The organism is Pseudoalteromonas sp. SR45-6 (genome assembly GCF_014163545.1).
GTDB classification, from domain to species: Bacteria; Pseudomonadota; Gammaproteobacteria; order Enterobacterales; family Alteromonadaceae; genus Pseudoalteromonas; species Pseudoalteromonas rhizosphaerae.
In genome coordinates this window covers 1-18,764 of sequence record NZ_JACJDM010000012.1, presented here as the reverse complement: position 1 = coordinate 18,764, position 18,764 = coordinate 1, and the positions used below count along the sequence as shown (strand labels likewise).

Genomic DNA, 18,764 nt, shown 5'->3' with positions numbered 1-18,764 from the left:
TGGTATGATGCGCAGCAATTTTTGCGCAATCGCAACCGCTTGAACTTATTTTTTAGGGTTATCGAATGAAAATTATTGAAGGTAATAAATACGCTCCTGGCAAGAAATTCGCTATCGTTATTTCTCGTTTTAATGACTTTATTGGTAGCAGCCTATTAGCTGGTGCTGTTGATGAATTAAAACGTACTGGTGGTGTATCTGATGATGATATTACCGTAGTTTATGTACCAGGTGCGGTAGAATTACCTTTAGCGGCGAAACGCGTTGCAGCAAAAAAAGAGTATGATGCAATCATCGCTTTAGGCGTTGTGATCAGAGGTGGTACACCACATTTTGATCTTGTCGCTGGCGAATCAAATAAAGGCTTAGCGCAAGTGTCGCTTGAGTATGATATCCCGATTGCATTTGGCGTATTAACCACTGAAAGCATTGAGCAAGCGATTGAACGCGCTGGCACTAAAATGGGCAACAAAGGCGGCGAAGCTGCTTTAGGCGCACTTGAAATGGTTAATGTGTTAGATAAAATTTAAGTTTAAGGAATTTTTGTGAAACCAGCAGCAAGACGTAAAGCACGTATCTTAGCACTTCAAGCCGTTTATTCTTGGCAATTAAGTGGCAATGCCATTGCCGATATCGAACAACAAATGTTGATCGAAAACGATGTGACTAAAATTGATGTTGAATACTTTAAAGATCTTTCGCGTGGTGTTGCTATAAATCATAAGCAACTAGACGAAGCAGTATCGCCACATTTAACTCGTCCATTTAACGAGTTAGACCAAGTTGAACGCGCTATTTTACGTTTAAGCAGCTATGAGCTGAAATTCCGTGAAGATGTACCTTATAAAGTTGCTATCAACGAAGGTATTGAGCTTGCTAAGATATTTGGCGCTGAAGACAGCCATAAATTTGTTAATGGTGTACTTGATAAAGCGGTAAAGCATTTACGTAAGTAATGCGACCGTAAAAGGAGAGCCGGCATAGGCCGGCTTTTTTGTGTATGAAGGAATTTGAATTAATAAATCGCTACTTTAAAGGTCGTGGCATAATTCGTCGCGATGTTAATTTAGGGATTGGTGACGATTGTGCATTGGTTACTGTTCCTGAAAATTGTCAGTTAGCGATTACCACCGATACACTGGTAGCAGGCGTACACTTTTTTGATGACATCGATCCGCGTGCATTAGGCCATCGTGCTCTTGCCGTAAACTTAAGTGATTTAGCTGCTATGGGGGCTGAGCCTACGTGGGTTTCGGTTGCTTTAACGTTGCCAAATATTGATGTTGAGTGGCTGGAAGAATTCACCGAAGGCATGCATGAAATCGCAGAGTATTTTAATGTGCAAATCATTGGTGGCGATACCACGCAAGGGCCGTTAACAATTACTATTTGTGCTAAAGGTACAGTGCCTGCAGGTAAAGCACTGCGCCGAAGCGGTGCTAAAGTAGGTGACTGGGTTTATGTTACAGGGCCGCTAGGTGATGCCGGGCTTGCGATTGAAGCTCGTAAGCAAGAGATTAAGATTGCTCCAGAGCACTTAAGGTACGTTAATCAACGATTTGATTACCCAACTCCGCGTGTTGCTGCGGGGCAAGTATTACGCGGTTTAGCATCATCAGCGATTGATATCTCAGATGGTCTATTGGCAGATCTTGGGCATATTTTAGCTCTGTCGCAAGTTAGCGCTTGTATTGATGTGAATAAAATACCAACCTCGGATGCATTGCGTGCTACTTTAGAACGAGATCAACAACTGCCGTTTATCCTCAATTATGGCGATGACTATGAGTTGTTATTTACGGTACCTGATAGCAATAAAAGTATGCTGGAAATGAAATTGCGCCAGTATGGTGTAGATGCAGCCTGCATTGGACAAATAAAAAGTGGTGAAGGCGAGGTTGAGCTGATGCTCGATGGCGAAAAATTAGCATATGATGATGCTGGTTTTGAACACTTCACCAAGGAGTCGGTTTGAATAAACCTGCATTATTTAATTTAAAGCGCCCTCATCAATTTTTTGGTTTGGGCTTTGGTTTAGGGTTAGCGCCTAAAGCGCCGGGTACGTTTGGTACCTTTGCTGCGCTACCGTTTATTTTTACTACTATGTATTTCCCGCTGTGGTTACAAATTGTATTTGCGGTAGTTATTAGTATTTTTGGTATATGGGCATGTGGCAAAACCGCTGATGATCTGGGAGTACATGATCATCCCGCGATTGTATGGGATGAAGTTGCCGGATTTTACATTACCATGATCGGAGCTGCATTAAGTTGGCAGTCTTTGTTAGTGGGTTTTTTGTTATTTCGTTTTTTTGATATCGCTAAACCAGGTCCTATTCGCTTTCTTGATAAGCGGGTTCATGGTGGTGTAGGTATTATGGCGGATGATGTTTTAGCTGGTATATTTTCTTTAATTTGTGTTCAGGCATTGTTTAAAATGGGTTATTTGCCCTTTTAACCTTAGTTTTGCAACGAGGTATTGACGTTATGATGCGATTTTTATTGGTTATTATTGTGCTGTTCTGCAGTATGCCAAGTAAGGCGTCAATTACCGACTATGTTGTAAAACAATGGAATATGCAAAATGGCTTACCATCGCAGTCACTTAAAAGTGTCGTGCAAGATAAGCAAGGCTATATGTGGCTGGGAACTCAGTTTGGCCTCAGTCGCTTTGATGGCAATACATTCACTAATTACAACACCTTAAATAGTAATTTCTTACCCAGTAACGGCATTAATAAATTACTAGTCGATAGCGAAGGCTATTTATGGATTGGTACTAAAGATGGTATTGTGGTCATCGATCCCACCACTATGGCAGCGCAAGAGTTTAGTGTAAAAGGCCCTGTACGCGATGTTATCGAAGATGCGAAAGGCAGTATTTGGATAGCAGCGAATGGCCTGTACTTTGTATCTCGCAATCAGATCAATGTCAGCGCAGTGCATGACTTACTAGTCCCTGTAATGAGTGCCAGTTCAGTAAAGCAGATTGTTGGTACTGTCAGTCAGCTGGCATTATCGCCAGAAGGGATCTGGCTGGTGAATGAACGATACTTGCTACGGTTAACTAATTCCTCCTCTGATTTTGCAAAATTACGCTTAGAACTAACTGCTAAGGTATCTATACCTGAGCGTTTAGCACAAACGATTATTCATGATTTAGCATGGCTGGAAGGCAACTTATATTTAGCGTCAGAGCTCGGTGCTTACTTTTTAGATTTAGATGACGAGTTAAGGCCCTTTCCACTGCCCAATGCGAATAACTCAGCGGTTTATAAATTTATGAGTGACTCAAATGGAGCACTGTGGATTTCGACCTATGGGCGCTTACTGTTTCGAGACAACTCCGGCGATTGGCAATGGGTTGAACCGAGCCAACTTGACCAAAGTATTTGGTTTGCTGATTTATATCGCGATAATGATAATAATATTTGGCTTGCGAGTTTTAGTGAAGGATTATGGCTTGCGCACGAAGGCCGAATAGAACGTCACTCAGCTATATCACAAATGACCGAAGCGGTTATGGCCATTAGCCAAGCGCCCGATGGGAGATTGTGGGTCGCTAACCGCAGTGGTGTAGGCTACTTTGATTTAGATAAAAACTTTATCAATCAAATCCCAAGTAATCAATACGGACGTGCAGCCGTGCATGATTTACAGTTTGATGGCTCACGTTTATATATCGCCACTGGACGTGGTGTGTATATTTATGAAAACAACACCTTGTTCACTGTCCCTGGACGCGCTTTAAAAGATAACCCGGTGTTTGCGATTAGTCGCTCCAGCAAAGGAGGCTTTTGGCTTGGTACTGGCCGGGGTATGTATCGGCTTAGTTACGGTGGTTTAACCCCATTTGCTTATAACGCATTTTTAGGCAGTAAGTTTATTACTTATGTCGTTGATGAAGCTAATTTTGGTTTAATTGGCACTAGCAAAGGCGCTTACTACTTTACTGATCGTGGTATTGAAAAAATTGGCGATCAAACTAGTCTTGAAAGTGCTTATGTTACAAGCATCTTAAACATTGATGGAGTTGGTATATTAATCGGCTCATTAAATGATGGTTTATTTTATCGAAGCACACAAGGGCATTGGCGTCAGTTAGATGCTACCAATGGCTTACCTTACGGTTCTATTTTTAGTTTACGTTATGATGAAAAGCTCAAGCGCATATGGGTTAGTACCATGAAAGGTGTCTACCGAATGCCGGTTGAACAGTTTAGTACCGATATTGAAAGCTTAAAAGTAGAGCAGGTTATTTCGTCATACGATCGTCAACTTGACGGTAAGGCCAGCCAGTGTTGTACCGGCCTTGGCCATGACGCTGTGGCGGAGTTAGGTAATTCAATGTGGTATCCGAGCCTACAGGGGGTCGTGGAGATCCCTAAGGATATTGAGCTGTTTGGCGTTAAACCATTACAGCCAAAGGTTGAGAGTTTAAATACTGGGATACGTAAACTTGCAACAGCTGCATTAGGGCGTAATCCTGAATTAGAAATCGATGAACGTGATATCACCCTTAAATATACAGCGATAGACTATTATGCACCGACCAGTATTGAGTTTCGCTATCGTTTAACTGGTTTAGACAGCGATTGGCGTTATGCTAATACCCGTCGTGAAGCTATTTATACCAATTTACCGCCTGGTGCATTTTTGTTTCAACTTGAGGCTAAACGACAAGGTGAAGGCTGGCAGAAGGCGCAACGTACGGAATATTCATTTGTGGTACCAAGACGGTTTGATGAAACAATTTATTTTCGGTTGTTGATCACTGGTAGTTTTATTTTATTATTTTATTTAGTGTTTTGGGTATTTAGAAAGCAAGAGCGCCGTAAGCAAACCGCGCTTGAAAGTCTGATCACGGAGCGCACCGGGGAGCTGCGACAAGCTAATGATAAGCTAAATCAAGTTAACTCACAGCTAAAGCTTATGAGTCACTCAGATGAGCTTACTGGGCTGAGAAGTCGTCGCTTCTTATTTGATCAACTACCAAAAGATATAGAGCACTTTCAGCGTAACTCACAATCATTACAAGCGCAGGGAAAATCCTTGGTGTTGCTAATCATTAATTTTGATAATTTTAGCCGCATTAATGACGCTTATGGACCGATTGGTGGTGATAGTTGTTTGCAGCAAATGGCTGCATTGCTTAACTCTCGTACCCAAGGATCTGATTATGTTGCCCGTTGGAGTGGTGATGAATTCTTGTTACTGCTACGTGACTTTAAACGCACTGCAATCGATAGTTATGTTGCGCAGCTATGTAAAGTAATCGCTGATCACACATTTAAGTTGCCCAGTGGTGACAGTATAAACTTGACCGCATCGATTGGCTTTTCATTTTACCCATTACCATTATTAGGTGGTCAGGTTATTGGTTGGGAAACCTCTGTCAACTTAGCGGATATCGCGCTACATCAAGTTAAAAAGCGCGGTGGCGATGGTGTTGCAAACATCACCTTTGATGAACAATTAGATGCCTTTGAGTTTGAGCAAACCAACAATGTTGAGCAACAACTGAGTGTATTACAAGCTAATGGTTTAGCAGATATCAAAGTGTGGATGCGCTAATTGGCTAATTATGCGTTTGCTTATTCTAAGACTGCTGTTAGTTAAAGATAAGAAATGCCTTAACTCGAAAAGTTAAGGCATTGGGAGGCCAACTAAAGGCAGTTAATTTAACTGTCCTTGATGGTTAGCGATTTAGCCAGCTTGGTAAAATAGCAACAGACTCAGGAGCTGTGAATGAGTAGCTTACGCTGGCTGCAATATCACCGCTGGGGCTATTGAGAATATTATCAAACCGCATGACTAAGCCATTTGATTTTTCGGCTACGTATAAATGATTGCCGGTAAACATAATATCGACAGGATTACCGAGCATGGTTGCAGGTCCGGCGATATTGACACTGACATTGTTCAAACCTGATCCGGTTCCTGCATTATTTAATACAAATAATTTACCATCAGTGGCGTCAGCGGCACTGCCTACATCTGAGACAATTAATGAGTCACTTAGTGGATCGTAATCAATGCCATGTATATTGGTAGGGGCTGGGAATGCGACTCCTGCTGTTGCGGGTGTAATTAAGCGATCTTCCCCGGTTACAGTGCTCATACCCGCCATTAGCTTGCTTTTAACTTCATCAAAAACAGCAATAGTCCCATTGGTTAATGCCACAAATGCTCTATCAGTAGTGACATCATAGTCAACATCCCATGGACGTGCACCACCGCTTGCTGTGAGCGTCAAAAGGGGCGTTACATCACCCGTAGTACATGTTGAGAATATTAATATTCCCGGTGTTGTGGCATTGTTTTCAGCGACAAAAATCATCCCACTGTCTGATGCTACATCAATACCTTTTGGCGAGATTAGGCCGGTATTACTGCCGCTGATGATAGAATCTTGGCTTAGTGTAAATACCTCGCCATCACGGTGCATCGCGACTTTATTGGAAATAACAATTCCACCTACAGAGGTTGTGCTGTTATCAAAGCTCGCATAGCTGTTACCGGCTTTATCAAAGGCAACACTTTCGATTGTTTGACTTGCATTATAACTGCCAATTTCACTTGTTAACTGTGCATTTAGACGTGAAATTTGTCCTGTTGTAGGGCCTGCCGCGCTTGGATTACTACTTACAGCAATACCCATCAATGGCATATTAGTCATATAACTGTCAGATACATCAGGCATATCATTATGCATCACTGTTGCGGTTATTGACTCTGGCTTAATCGTTGCGGTGACGCTATCTGGACTAATGTCACCACTGACGCCATTAAAGATATTGCTAAATACCAGAATTGCATCATTAGATTTTTCTGCAACGCGTAAGTCGCTACCAGTCAGGCTGATATCCACAGGGTTACCAAGCATAGTAGCAGGGCCAGCGATACTGCGAGCAACCGTGGTATTGCCAGTAGCAAGGGATGCGTTGTTGATCACAAATAATGCGCCGTCGGTTGCATCACTGGCACTGCCGACGTCAGAAAGTACTAATTTATTTGTATCAGCATCATAAACGATACCATGAATATTAACGGAAACTTTGTTACCGCTTGCATCACTGGGTGTGATTGTACGAGTTGCCATAGCGGTAAAGCCACCATCTACATAATTATCGTATACTGCAACATCACCATTAGTGAGTGCCACATATAAGCGATCGTTTATATCATCGTATGTTACATCCCACGGTTTTGCGTCTGTAACTGTACTAGCTAAAGGCGCTGCATTTCCTGCGGCGGTAGCACCAAAGACAGTGATCTGCATGGCATTAAAGTCAGCGGCAAAAATGAGTCCGCGCTTATTTGATATATGAATACCTTTGGGATTGACTAACGTAGTGTTGCTGCCGGTAATGGTACGATCACGATTACTGTCAAACATACCCCCATCGGCACGGCTTAATACTTGGCAAACGGTGCTAAGAGCGCCATTACCAGAATCGCTGGCTTGAATTAAATTACCTAAGCTATCAAATGCAACACCTTCATTTGCACCACTATTAAATGTTTTTAACTTTGCAGCATTTTGATTAATCAAATCAACGGTGCCTGCATTATCAGCACCATTATTAGCCAAAATAAAAGTTGCTGCTGCAAATCCTGGAGTACCATCTGATCCATTCGTGCCATCGCTACCATTTGTCCCATCAGCGCCATTACTACCATCGACGCCGTCCATGCCCATTTCACCTTGCGGGCCTACAGCGCCATCTTTTCCATCATCGCCACTACAGCCGGTTAAGCCAATCAAAATTGCTAGAGTAAGCGCAGACAAACAAAGTTTACTGGTCATTAATTGTGCGTGAATAGATTTGGTGCTTTCGCCTGATTTTAACGTTTTCATAACTTGTACCTTCTTAAATATTCCATCAAATGTGAACATACAAAGAGCTTGGCTTAAAACAGCTTATACCAATCGTGTTAAGTTGTTAGTCATTTATAGCGACGGATAAATAGAGTGATAACAAGGCATAAATTTTTATATGTAGTTGTTCTACATGAAAAATTCATAACGCCGTTAGCGCTTTATTTAGCACGCTAGAAAGGCTAAATATTTAAGTCGATTGGTATTATATAAAAGCGTGAACACTTTGCTCACGAGCTAACCTCAGTGAATAAACGTGGCAGGGAAATAATTGGATGCAAGAAAGTTGAAAAAAAGTGAGATTTTTTTAAATGTTTGAAAATAAATAACAAAGGAGCCTACGCTCCTTTGTTATTTTATTAACTTAAACGTTGGTTACTTAGTAATAAAGTTTTTTATGCTATCGAGTATACCTTGTGAGCCTAAGCCCATTTCATCATGCATTTGTTCTTGCGTGCCATGCTTGATGAACTCATCAGGAATACCTAAATTAAGGATGCTTACTGTTGCTTTTATAGCTGCTAAATATTCATTAACAGCAGAGCCTGCACCACCAACAATCGCGTTATCTTCAAGGGTTACAATGACGTCATGATCGGCTAATAAAGTGTCGATTAGTGCGCTATCAAGAGGTTTAACAAAACGCATATCAACGAGGCTAGCATTTAATTCATTGACTGCCAGTTGAGCGTTTTCAAGTAAAGTACCAAAGGATAAAACTGCGATTTTAGCGCCTTGTTTAATCACACGACCTTTACCAATTTCAAGCTCAGTCATTTGCTCGCAGATTTCAGTTGTGCCAGCACTACCACGAGGATAACGAACTGCAACAGGGCTGTTACAACGATAACCAGTGTACAGCATTTGACGACATTCATTAGTATCACTCGGTGCCATGATAATCATATTGGGGATACAACGGATAAAGCTTAAATCGTATGCGCCTTGATGAGTTTCGCCATCAGCACCAACAATACCAGCACGGTCAATTGCAAATAACACGGGTAAGTTTTGCAGAGCAACATCGTGAATAAGCTGATCGTAGGCACGTTGTAAAAAGCTTGAATAAATAGCGACAACTGGTTTTAAGCCTTCGCAGGCAAAACCTGCGGCTAAAGTAACCGCGTGTTGCTCGGCAATGGCAACATCAAAATATTGCTCAGGGTATTCTTTTGAAAAACGCACCATGCCTGAGCCTTCACGCATAGCCGGGGTGATTGCCATAAGCTTTTCATCTTGACTTGCCATGTCACACAACCAATCGCCAAATACTTTAGAAAAAGTCGCAGCGCCTGGTTTTGATTTTGGTAGGCTGGAAATCGCAGGGTCGAACTTAGGTACGCCGTGATAGCCTATTGGATCTGCTTCTGCTGGTTTATAGCCTTTACCTTTCTGGGTTTTGATATGCAGTAACTGCGGCCCTTTTAGGTTACGCATATTGCGCAGTGTATCAACCAACATGTTTACATCATGACCATCAATTGGGCCAATGTAATTTAAGCCTAACTCTTCAAAAAAGGTGCCTGGGATAACCATGCCTTTTAAGTGCTCTTCCATGCGGCTGGCTAATTCTTTTACTGGTGGCACGCCAGATAGCAGCTTTTTACTACCTTCACGAATGTTAGTGTAAAAACTGCCTGATAAGATACGAGCGAAATGATTAGTTAGTGCACCGACATTTTCAGAAATCGACATTTCGTTATCGTTTAATATGATCAGCATGTCAGATTTAACATCACCTAAGTGATTCATTGCTTCAAACGCCATGCCCGCGGTAATCGCACCATCACCAATAACCGCTACTGTTTTTCGTCCTTTGCCTTCTTTTTGCGCCGCAATTGACATGCCTAAAGCAGCAGAAATCGAGGTGCTTGAATGGCCAACACTAAAAGTGTCGTAGTGGCTTTCTTCACGAAATGGAAACGGATGTAAACCGTCTTTTTGGCGGATCGTGTGCATTTGATCACGGCGCCCTGTGAGAATTTTATGTGGGTATGCTTGATGGCCTACATCCCATACTAAGCGATCTTCAGGGGTGTTATATACATAATGAAGCGCTACAGTAAGCTCAACTGTGCCTAAACCTGATGCTAAGTGACCACTACTTTGCGAGACTGAGTTTAGTAAGTAATCACGTAACTCATTACTAAAAGCAGGTAATTTGTCTTGCGCTAAATCACGCAACTGGGCTGGTTCGTCAACCAAACCTAATAATGGATACTTGCTACTATCAAGTGTCATGATTTTTAATACATCCTTCGCTAACCAGAGGTCATTATAGCGTAATATTACTCTGATTCTTTAGTTATTTTGTACATCATTACTTGCTCAAGCTAGAGCCTAGAATTAATAATCGCGTTCAACAATATATTTTGCCAAGTTTTCTAGCTCAGAAGTGTCAGCATCTATTGCTGCTAACGCATCGAGTGCGCATTTTAGTAATGATTGTGCTTTTTGTTTTGCACCTGTAAGCCCAAGTAGAGCAGGGTAGGTCGCTTTATTTGCTGCAACATCGGAGCCTTGTGGTTTACCTAAGACTTGGGTATCACCTTCGATATCAAGAATATCGTCTTGCACCTGAAAAGCCAGCCCAATTGCATCACCAAACTGTTTTAATTGTAATAATGTTTGTTGATTTGTATCAGCTGCGCATAATGCACCTAAAGTAATTGCACAATTTAACAAAGCACCTGTTTTTAATTTATGGATACGTTCGAGCTCAGCTAAATTGACTAATTTGTCAGTCGCTGCAATATCCAGTGCTTGACCACCGACCATACCTTCAATACCCGATGCTTTGGCAAGTGCTGCAATCATTTTTAACTGTTGCTGTGCAGGAACGTTAAATGAATGGTTAGCAATTAAATCAAACGCTAATGTTTGCAGCGCATCACCGGCTAAAATAGCATGAGCTTCGCCATAGACAATATGGCAAGTCGGTCTACCACGTCGCAGGTCGTCGTCATCCATCGCGGGTAAATCATCATGAACTAACGAATAACTATGAATACATTCAATAGCAGCAGCCAACACGTCTAAATCTTGTTTATTTGCGCCAAGCATTTTTCCCGTGGCATACACTAAAAATGGTCGTAATCGTTTACCGCCATTTAAAACGCTGTAGTGGGTGGCTTGTTTGATGCTGTGCTCGGTATCGAGCGGTTGCTCAAAATACCGATTGAGAGTGGCTTCAACATCTTGTTGAGCACATTTTATTTGCTCTGTTATTAACACCCGTTATTCCAAATCATTATCAAAGTTAGTAAGTGGTGACTGACTATCACTACCCATTAAAATAGCTACTTTTTGTTCAGCTTGTTGTAACTTACTTGAAGATGCGCCGGCTAAAGCAATACCGCGTTCAAACTGTTTTAATGATTGCTCAAGGGAAAGCTCTCCTTGCTCCATTTCTGTGACGATTAAGGATAATTCATCAAGCGCTTGCTCGAAGCTTAGGTTCTCTGGTTTTTTCGTCGCCATACTGATTTAACTTAGATGATAGAAATGTGAGGCCAATTTTAGGGGGAATGCTAAACTAGGTCAAAGGGTGATGCATTTTTTTTGAATAATTAATTGTTTTCTTGCCACTTTTAATTATTTATACCTTTACTTAAGCCTTGCAGGTTATCAATGGTAGCTTAAAATGCTAAACAGGGTTGAAAACTTTCATTTCATTTTTTTCATTAAATGGTTTAAGTAATTCAATAGATTGCCGATAAGCTGTTAATAATAAAAATTTGTTGCTGGTAGCAACAAAGCATCGATTCCTCTGGAGGGGTAAGTGGATTTAGCAACCATTATAGGTATTCTCGGAGCTATTGGTCTTATTGCTATGTCAATGGTACTAAGTAGTGGCGGCGAAGTGGCTATGTTTTATAACACGCCATCGGTGGTTATTGTTTTCGGTGGTTCGATTTTTATAGTGTTATCAAACTATACGATGAGTCAATTCCTCGGTATCGGTAAAGTCGCGGCTAAAGCCTTCATGTTCAAAATAGAGTCACCTGAAGAGCTTATCGAAAAAGCAGTTGAACTTGCAGACTCGGCCCGTAAAGGCGGATTTTTAGCACTTGAGGAAGCAGAAATACCCAATGCGTTTATGCGTAAAGGGGTTGATATGCTTGTTGACGGTCATGACGCTGATGTTGTTCGTGCCACCTTGCAAAAAGATATTTCTCTTACTTCTACTCGTCATGAATCGGGGGCCGGTTTGTTTAAAGCGCTTGCCGATATTGCGCCTGCGATGGGTATGATAGGTACTTTGATTGGTCTAGTTGCGATGTTGTCGAATATGGATGACCCTAAAGCGATTGGTCCTGCGATGGCGGTAGCGCTTTTAACAACATTATATGGTGCGTTTTTAGCAAACGTGGTGGCAATTCCTATCCAAGTAAAATTGGAATTGCGTAAAGACGAAGAAGCAATGAATCAGCGGCTAATTTTAGATGCGGTATTAGGTATACAAGATGGCCAAAATCCAAAAGTCATCGAAGGTATTTTGAAAAACTACCTCGCTGAATCAAAACGAAAAGTGGATACTGAGGAGTAAGCATGTCAGATCAAGAGTGCAAGTGTCCACCACCCGGGTTACCAGCATGGATGGGTACCTTCGCGGATTTGATGTCACTATTGATGTGCTTCTTTGTACTTTTACTCGCGTTTTCAGAAATGGATGTACTTAAATTTAAACAAATCGCAGGCTCAATGAAGTTTGCCTTTGGTGTACAAAATAAAATAGAAGTAAAAGATATTCCCAAAGGAACATCCGTTATCGCGATGGAGTTCACCCCAGGTAAACCTGAACCTACTCCAATCGAAACCATTCAACAGCAAACTGTCGAAATGACCCAGCAAATGCTTGAGTTTCAGGCTGGTGATGAAAGCTCAGCTGGCGGTCGTCAAGAGCAACGCGGTAATAAGCGTGGCGGTGAGTCACAAAGTACAGCGCAACAACAAGCATCAGAACAATCTATTTCTGCAGCTGATCAAGAGCAGGTTAATGAGTTAGTTAAAAAGATAGCCCAGCAATTGGAACAACAAATCATGGATGGTGCTGTTGAGTTGGAATCATTAGGTCAGCAAATTATTATTCGTATTCGTGAAAATGGTTCATTTCCATCTGGGAGTGCATTTTTACAACCTAAGTTTAAACCAATCATTCGTGATATAGCTGCGTTACTAAAAGATGTGCCAGGTGAAATTACGGTGTCTGGTCATACTGATGATTTTCAAGTTTCGAATGAGCTGTATACCAATAACTGGGACTTATCATCGAAGCGTGCAGTTGCGGTTGCAACTGAAATGCAAAAAGCGCAAGGCTTTGATAAAACCAGAATGGTTGTTGTCGGTCATGCCGAAACTCGACCACTTGTTCCAAATGATTCTGATGCGGATAGACGACGTAATCGCCGCGTGGAAATTTCAATAATGCAAGGCAAGGCTAAGGAATCAGATCCGATAGATGTTCGTTAAGATGCTTGGCAAAGTACCTAATTTAGCTTAAAGTAGTTTTTTAACAAGTGTAACGGAGTGTCTGATGAAAAACGTTGATAAATATAGTTATATGCCGGGCAATGGTTCTGGTGGCGATGATGAAGAGAAGAATGTTAAGTAACGTCAATGCCTAATTGGGTGAACAATTTAATTTTTATACTTGAATATAGCTGGGTGTTATTTTTACTCCCAGCTATTTTTGTATTTTACATACGTAAGGATTGGTTGGCATTACGCTTTGTCTTGATTACAGCTGTTTTCTTCTTGTATGGCGCTGTGATTTATTCAAGCCTTAGAGAGTTAGATGACCCTTATATTTGGCGTTATGTAGTTTGGGCTTTTAATGATATTGCTTGGATGGCTTTGATTGCTTACTGGGCTATTAAAGATAAAGTGTATCTTTGGCAAAGTGTGATCGGTCAGTTGGTTGTAATTAGTGCGCCTATCTTACAATTATTTAGATTAGTGGATCGCCACCTTTGGGATTTATCGTATAGCACTATGCTATATAAAACGTTATTACCTTTAATCAATATTGGCACTGTCGTTGTGTGCTACCTTCCTCTGTTGTATTTATTTATGCGAAAAAATCGCAGTTTAAAGAGCTAATCATTAACTATTTGTAGATTAAATTACGTGTGCTAAACTACTGTGTAAATAACCAGTTGTTGATAGTGCCCTATGAAACTTTATATAGCCGAGAAGCCATCTTTAGGTCGTGCCATTGCTGATGCGCTACCAAAGCCTCATAAAAAACATGATGGCTATATTGAAGTGGCTAATGGCGATTGTGTTTCTTGGTGTATAGGTCACTTGCTCGAGCAGGCAGAGCCTGATGATTATAATGAGCAATATAAAAAATGGCGCTTTGATGACTTACCGATTATCCCACAGCAATGGCAGTTAAAAGCAAAATCTAAAACTCGTAAGCAACTTACGGTACTTAAAAAGTTAATCAAACAAGCTGATCAACTTGTTCATGCTGGTGATCCAGACCGAGAAGGGCAATTACTTGTTGATGAGGTGATTGAGCAAGTTAAACTTAGCCAAGCCAAAAAACAGCAAATTCAACGTTTATTGATCAGTGATTTGAATGTTAGCGCGGTTAAAAAGTCGCTGCAAAACGTTCGCTCTAACCGTGAATTTATTCCACTTAGTGTATCTGCTTTGGCGCGTTCGCGAGCTGATTGGCTGTTTGGTATGAATTTAACGCGCGCCTATACGCTTGCAGGTCAAAAAGCAGGGTTTGGTAATGTATTATCAGTAGGGCGTGTACAAACACCAATATTAGGATTGGTTGTTCAGCGTGATAACGAGATTGCTAATTTTGTGCCAAAACCTTTTTATGAAGTATTAGCCCATTTAAGTACCGAAAATAAAGAGCCGTTTACAGCAAAGTGGCAACCAAGCAAAGCGTGTGAACCTTATCAAGATGAAGAGGGGCGAGTGCTCCATCGAGGCCTTGCTGAGAATGTTGCGTCGCGAATTTCTAATCAATCAGGTGAAGTTACTGCGCTTGAACAAAAGCAGAAAAAGCAACAAGCACCTTTGCCGTATAATTTGTCAGCGTTACAAATTGATGCTGCGAAAGCTTTTTCAATGCCTGCACAAAAGGTATTGGATATTTGTCAAAATTTATATGAGCGTCACAAGCTAATTACCTATCCACGTTCAGACAATCGTTACTTGCCCAAAGATCATCACCAAGAAGCAGCCAGTATAATAAAGGCAATTGCCATCAATGGCGGGCAAAATGACACTCATTGCCAAGGCGCAGATGTGAGTAAACGCAGTAAGTGTTTTAACGATGCTAAGGTGGCTGCGCATCACGCCATTATTCCTACCGCTAAGCAGCAAAAGTCAGCAAGTTTGAGCGTTGAAGAAGGTAAAGTGTATGGTCTTATTAGCCGTCATTATCTGATCCAGTTTTATCCAGACTACATTTACAATGAAACAAAGGCTGAAATAACAATTAATGGTGGTATCTTTAAAGCCAACGCAAAACAAGATGTAAGTTTAGGCTTTAAAGCGTTAATGGGAAAAACCGCATTAAAAGATGAGCAGATATTGCCGCCATTAATTAAAGGGCAACAGTTGCAGTGTGAACGCGGTGAAGTAATTGATAAAATGACCAGCCCGCCAGCTCATTTCAATGATGCAACGCTGCTTAGTGCAATGACAGGTATTAGTCGGTACGTTAAAGATCCAGAAATCAAAAAAATACTCAAAGAAACAGATGGCTTAGGAACCGAAGCAACCAGAGCGGGTATTTTAGAGTTATTATTTAGAAGACAATTTTTAAGACGTCAAGGTAAACTCATTTTAGCAACCGATACAGGTAAAGCATTGATCAGTGCGTTACCGCATGGTTTAGCCAGCCCAGACCTAACCGCAAAATGGGAAGTATCGTTGGGCGACATAGCAGAACAACAAATGAGTTATCAACAATTTTTAAATCCTTTATTAGTGGATTTAGCGGCTTTTGTGGAACTTGCCAAAAATTGTGATAGCAACGTATTTGCACAATTACCAAAAACGCCGCAAAAGCGGCGTTTTACAAGAAAAACTAAACCAAAAACAAAATCGGCTTAGTCATCCATTGCTAAGATTATTGATTAAACAAAGCCACCGCAGCGTTACTCATTGCAGTGATACCTGTGGGGATTGCAACTTTATAGTCAGGTGCAAATTTACTTGAATGTAGTGAAGGTAAAGTTGCCCCTGATGTTTGTGCCGCTTGATATTGAGCTTGCTCTACACCACCTAACCAAAATAAGGTGATAGGGATGTTTTTATCTGTGCGGCCATATAAACCAAAATCTTCCCCTGCCATAACCGCTTCGGTTTCAAGTACATTACTTTGTCCAATCGCCGAGCTAATCGCACTACGTACAATATTAGTTTGTGCAGGGTCGTTATATGTAGATGGGATTGACTCATCTTCATGTACATAAACCACAGGTATTAAGCTTTCATCCAATCCTGCACTTAATGCAATGCCTTTAGTTATACGTTTTATAGCTGCAATTTGTTGCTCGCGAATTTTAGGATTATAACTTCTAAGTGTCAGCTGTAGCTTTACTTCATTCGAAATTACATTATGTTTAGCTCCACCGTGAATTGAACCCACTGTAATTACTGAGGGTTCAAGAGGTGATAATTCGCGACTGGTAATTGTTTGCAGTGCCAACACTATTCGTGATGCGATAACAACAGGGTCAATAGTCATATGTGGGTAAGCACCATGACCACCTTTACCTTTAACCGTAATATCTACTGAATCCACACTGGCCATGGTGTACTCATTTTTCATACTGACTTGTCCTGCAGGAACACTCGCACTAACATGCAAAGCGATAACGTGATCAGGAGTCGGATATTTACTAAATAAACCTTCTTTGAGCATCGCTTTTGCACCGCCTCCCACCTCTTCAGCAGGTTGTGCCACCATCATTAAGGTTCCTTGCCATGCATCTTTATGTAGCATTAATTGTTGCGCAGTACCAATAAATGAACTCATATGAATATCATGACCACATCCGTGCATCACACCAACGTTTGCTCCTTCATCATTCATAACAGTGACTGTTGAAGCATATGATTTACCAGTTTGTTCTATGATTGGTAAGCCGTCTGTATCAGTACGGATCATTATTGTCGGGCCATCACCATTTTTATATAAGCCTACTACACCAAAGCCACCCACATTGTCGGTCACCTCATAGCCAAGCGCACGTAATTTGGTGGCAAGCTTTTCTCCCGTTTCTTGCTCATGGTATGAAAGTTCTGGGGACTGGTGTAAATCTAAGTAAAACTTTTCAATAGCAGGCATCGTTTTATCTAACTTCAGCTCCAAGGTTGTTGAGCTTGCTAATGGACTAAGCAGTATAAGTGCAGCGTATAGACTATGAAATTTCATAAAAGACCTTTTTGATTTATGGCTTGTGATTCTGGGCTTGTAATTATTATGTTTGCCTCCATATAAAACCCTAAATAGTCTGATATGGCAATCAATAGCAATGAATAATATGGTAAATGTTAATCCGCAAAATCTTCAACAAGTGCTGGGTGAAACATCACAACAAAAACTAGTCCTGTTAAGTTTCTTTTCAGCACAAAGTCCAGAGTGTCAATCTCAAGCAGCTATTTTACAGACAATAGCCAAAGATTATGGTGACTATATATTAGTTGCCACATTAGATTGTGATTTAGAGCAAGCACTCGCAGCACAACTAGCACAGCAAGTTGGACTACAAACATTACCAACCTTAGTGCTATTAAAAGATTCAGCACCTGTTGATGTATTAGCCGGTGCACAAGCTGAAACTCAAATCAGAGAAGCGTTAAGTAAACATTTACCGCAGCCTCATGAAATGTTGTTAGAACAAGCCAAGCAAGCACTGATCGCTCAGGATTTAAATCAAGCGTTTAATTTTGCCAAGCAGGCTTACGAATTAGACAATACAAATGCGCGTATAAAATTAGTATTGGCAGATATATGCATTCAAATTCATAAACTGGATGACGCGCAAGCTTTGTTAGCTTCAGTAAATGAAAATGAGCAAGATGCATACTTTACAAATATTCAAGCAAAGTGCGCACAAGCACTTCAAGCACAAGAATCGCCAGAGCTAAAAGCATTACAAGCGAAAGTTGAAAAGTATCCTAACGATCTTGAATTAAAAGTTGAACTAAGTGCAGCATACGACCAAGCAGGCAAAAAAGAGCAAGCGTTAGAGTTACTATTTACAGTGTTGAAAAAAGATTTGAATTTTGCCGATGCCAAGGTAAGTTATTTAGCTATTATTGCCTCTTTACCGGATGGTGATAGTTTAGCGGCTAAATATAGAAGAAAGCTTTACAGTATCCTCTATTAACACGTTTTTATTTTGTTTTATGGAAAGCGCCGAAGTTAATGGCGCTTTTTTTATGCCAAAAACTTGCGAAATATCGATAATAGATAATACTGAAGATCCTTTCAGGGAAAAGTCGTTGTTATTTTGTACAGTTGACTAGGGGTTTTAGCGTGTTTAGCGCGTAAATTGAACGAACAGCACTTTATTTCAAGTTTTCTTTAAAAAACGCTTGCGTAAAATTCGCCGCGCCCTATAATGCGACCCCACTGAGACGGCAGACAGCAACGCTTAAGCTGCAAGAGTTAATCAGTTAGTCGAGTAAAACTTAAGTTTAGATTTTTAAGAAAGTTTAAAATTAAGTGTTGACAAAAAAATAGGAAAGCGTAGTATGCGCAGCCCTAGCGAGATAAAGTTTAACTTTAACCGCAACGTTCTTTAACAATATAAAGCAATCATCTGTGTGGGCACTCGTACAGATTGAGTTCTAACAGCCAAGCTTAGTTCGCTAAGCAAGGCAAAAAATTTAGAGTCTCA

At 40.9% G+C, this 18,764-nt stretch carries 15 protein-coding genes; 10 read left to right on the top strand and 5 right to left on the bottom strand.

Translation table 11 applies throughout. From position 1 onward, the window contains the following. Window positions 1-65: 65 nt before the first annotated feature. Genes ribE through H5158_RS07740 form a run of 5 tightly spaced genes read left to right on the top strand, consistent with a single transcriptional unit; the run spans window position 66 to window position 5,573 of the window. Entirely contained in the window at window positions 66-530 is a 465-nt protein-coding gene (gene ribE / locus H5158_RS07760) for a 6,7-dimethyl-8-ribityllumazine synthase (RefSeq protein WP_145241133.1), read from the top strand. Between the two features lie 15 nt (window positions 531-545). Continuing rightward, window positions 546-956 (top strand): transcription antitermination factor NusB, encoded by a 411-nt coding sequence (nusB, locus tag H5158_RS07755; RefSeq protein WP_145241131.1) that lies wholly within the window; start codon window positions 546-548, stop codon window positions 954-956. A 44-nt stretch (window positions 957-1,000) separates the two neighbouring features. After that, entirely contained in the window at window positions 1,001-1,975 is a 975-nt protein-coding gene (thiL, locus tag H5158_RS07750; protein WP_182739780.1) for a thiamine-phosphate kinase, read from the top strand. After that, complete coding sequence (locus H5158_RS07745) at window positions 1,972-2,457, top strand: phosphatidylglycerophosphatase A (RefSeq protein ID WP_145241127.1); 486 nt, start codon at window positions 1,972-1,974, stop codon at window positions 2,455-2,457. Before thiL ends, H5158_RS07745 begins: the two co-directional genes overlap by 4 nt. 29 nt (window positions 2,458-2,486) lie before the next feature. Continuing rightward, entirely contained in the window at window positions 2,487-5,573 is a 3,087-nt protein-coding gene (locus H5158_RS07740) for a ligand-binding sensor domain-containing diguanylate cyclase (RefSeq protein ID WP_182739779.1), read from the top strand. Window positions 5,574-5,697: 124 nt separating this feature from the next. On the opposite strand, the gene H5158_RS07735 is transcribed toward H5158_RS07740, so the two are convergent. From H5158_RS07735 to H5158_RS07720, 4 genes are all read right to left on the bottom strand, one after another. Further along, window positions 5,698-7,860, bottom strand: a complete 2,163-nt coding sequence (locus tag H5158_RS07735; protein WP_179959160.1) for a hypothetical protein — start codon at window positions 7,858-7,860, stop codon at window positions 5,698-5,700. A 396-nt stretch (window positions 7,861-8,256) separates the two neighbouring features. Beyond that, window positions 8,257-10,122, bottom strand: coding sequence for a 1-deoxy-D-xylulose-5-phosphate synthase (gene dxs / locus H5158_RS07730; RefSeq protein ID WP_145241123.1), 1,866 nt, complete (start codon window positions 10,120-10,122; stop codon window positions 8,257-8,259). A 105-nt stretch (window positions 10,123-10,227) separates the two neighbouring features. Beyond that, window positions 10,228-11,115 carry a (2E,6E)-farnesyl diphosphate synthase gene (gene ispA, locus H5158_RS07725; RefSeq protein WP_182718318.1) on the bottom strand — a complete coding sequence of 296 codons (888 nt, stop codon included), beginning with the start codon at window positions 11,113-11,115 and terminating at the stop codon, window positions 10,228-10,230. 3 nt (window positions 11,116-11,118) lie between these two features. After that, on the bottom strand, window positions 11,119-11,361 hold the full coding sequence (locus H5158_RS07720; protein WP_145241119.1) for an exodeoxyribonuclease VII small subunit: 243 nt from the start codon (window positions 11,359-11,361) through the stop codon (window positions 11,119-11,121). Window positions 11,362-11,662: 301 nt separating this feature from the next. Here H5158_RS07720 and pomA point away from each other — a divergent pair, with 301 nt between their 5' ends. From pomA to H5158_RS07700, 4 genes are all read left to right on the top strand, one after another. Further along, a complete protein-coding gene (gene pomA / locus H5158_RS07715) occupies window positions 11,663-12,430 on the top strand; it encodes a flagellar motor protein PomA (protein WP_145241117.1) in 768 nt (255 codons plus the stop codon). A 2-nt stretch (window positions 12,431-12,432) separates the two neighbouring features. Further along, window positions 12,433-13,353, top strand: coding sequence for a flagellar motor protein MotB (locus H5158_RS07710; protein WP_145241115.1), 921 nt, complete (start codon window positions 12,433-12,435; stop codon window positions 13,351-13,353). A gap of 147 nt (window positions 13,354-13,500) precedes the next feature. After that, a complete protein-coding gene (locus tag H5158_RS07705) occupies window positions 13,501-13,983 on the top strand; it encodes a hypothetical protein (RefSeq protein WP_149981193.1) in 483 nt (160 codons plus the stop codon). A 72-nt stretch (window positions 13,984-14,055) separates the two neighbouring features. Next, window positions 14,056-15,966, top strand: a complete 1,911-nt coding sequence (locus tag H5158_RS07700; protein ID WP_182718319.1) for a DNA topoisomerase III — start codon at window positions 14,056-14,058, stop codon at window positions 15,964-15,966. Between the two features lie 16 nt (window positions 15,967-15,982). On the opposite strand, the gene H5158_RS07695 is transcribed toward H5158_RS07700, so the two are convergent. Then, window positions 15,983-17,293 (bottom strand): M20 family metallopeptidase, encoded by a 1,311-nt coding sequence (locus H5158_RS07695; protein WP_182718320.1) that lies wholly within the window; start codon window positions 17,291-17,293, stop codon window positions 15,983-15,985. Window positions 17,294-17,393: 100 nt separating this feature from the next. Between H5158_RS07695 and H5158_RS07690 the strand changes: the two genes are divergently transcribed. Further along, entirely contained in the window at window positions 17,394-18,251 is an 858-nt protein-coding gene (locus tag H5158_RS07690) for a tetratricopeptide repeat protein (RefSeq protein ID WP_145241107.1), read from the top strand. Window positions 18,252-18,764: the final 513 nt, after the last annotated feature.